The sequence below is a fragment of the Rhizobium sp. RAF56 genome (assembly GCF_052113965.1).
Classification (GTDB): Bacteria; Pseudomonadota; Alphaproteobacteria; order Rhizobiales; family Rhizobiaceae; genus Rhizobium.
Map to the genome: position 1 here is coordinate 1 of NZ_JBFRDU010000097.1, position 1555 is coordinate 1555.

The window sequence follows — 1555 nt, forward strand, 5'->3', positions numbered from 1 at the left end:
GGCATCCGTTTCTGGATGCCGTGTTCGCTCCGTCTTTCTCGGGCGAAAGTCGATGAGCCGCGTCTTGTCGGGATGAAGCGTTAGCCCAAACCGTTCAAGACGCTTGCCCAGCACTGCCAAGACCCGTTGGGCGTCGACAATATTGTCGAACGCCATCACAGCGTCGTCAGCGTACCGTGCGAGGGTGCAAGCTCCGCGGAGCCGTGGTCGGACCTCCGTCTCGAACCAGTCGTCCAGCACATGGTGCAGGAAGATGTTCGAGAGGCAGGGTGAGATCACACCTCCTTGCGGGGAGCCCATTGTCGTTCGGCGCAGGACACCGTCTTCGACGGCGCCTGCTCCCAGCCATTTGTCGATCATCCGTCGGATGATGCCGTCCGTCACTCGCTGGTCGAGAAAAGCCCGGAGTTGAGAGTGCGGGATCGTGTCGAAATACTTGCGTATGTCGATATCGACGATCCAATAGAGCCGCTTACCCCACACCTCGCCCCGCAATGCGTGGAGCGCGTGATGGGCGGAGCGACCCGGTCGGAAGCCGTAGGAGCAGGGGTRGAAATCCTCCTCSTAAATGGCCTCCAGCACCATCGTGACGGCACGTTGCGCCACCTTGTCTTCAAAGGTCGGAATGCCGAGCATCCTTTGCGACCCGTCCGCCTTGGGTATGTATGCTCGCCGGACTGGCGGCGCACAATATCGGCCAGACTTGATGCGCCCCAAAAGGTCCAGAAGTCTGGCCTCAAGGTTCACTTCATAGTCTGTCGCTGTGACGCCGTCGATCCCGGTGGCACCGTCCTTGCGGGTGAGCCGGTAGGCCTCCTTCATCCATTCCAAGTCGATGACATGGTGGAGCGAGCACAGTGCCACACCCCGTTTCGTCCTCGCCAGATTGGCTATCCGTTGTCGGTTCGTAGACAGGTTTGTGGGGTTCAGTGTCCCCTCCCATGTTTCAGGTCAACGGTTCTCTACACATGACGCCTCCCTTCGCTCCGTCGGGTCCCGGTGAGCCCAGTTCCCCGCCATCGCTGCTACTATGAAGGCGCTACGACTTCCCACTCACGCAGACCTGCTTCCTTATGGTTTCGGTCACAGGCTCCACACGCTCCTCCGTCGTTCGTGATCGCCAAGGCGCTCCCGAGCTGCGCGGAGGACGCAGCCCGAGCCTGGAACCATGGTCAGCCGGGGTTCCTTGTTCCGGCGTTCTCGCCCGTGGGCGCAAGCGGGATCTCTCAGGTTCCCTGGTCATCCCTCCCATGCCTTTGCCCTGTTCCAAGACCCCGGCCGAGCTGAAAGGACCTCGTCTGTGACGGTCCTGCCAGTGCTGCCCCCGGGCCCAACAGACCGAAGGCTCTCAGCAACCACATGATTTCGGGGCTACCCCAAGGCTTCAGCATCCGCTGTCTACGCTTCACGAACGACGTTGCCGTCGCCCATGCAAGACTCGCTTCCGGCTGGCGGACTGCGCCTTTACCGGGAGGGGGTCGAACCCTCTGGATGACTTCGAAAGGTTTCAGGTTCTACATTCCATTCTCCTTTCCAGGGCTTGCCCTGACGCAAG

1 protein-coding gene is annotated in these 1555 nt (G+C 60.9%); it reads right to left on the minus strand.

Annotation, left to right across the window (positions count from 1 at the left end; translation table 11 throughout):
- The coding region (locus tag AB4048_RS28685) for a reverse transcriptase domain-containing protein (protein WP_442205330.1) at window positions 1-864 on the minus strand (864 nt) is incomplete at its 3' end.
- Window positions 865-1555: the final 691 nt, after the last annotated feature.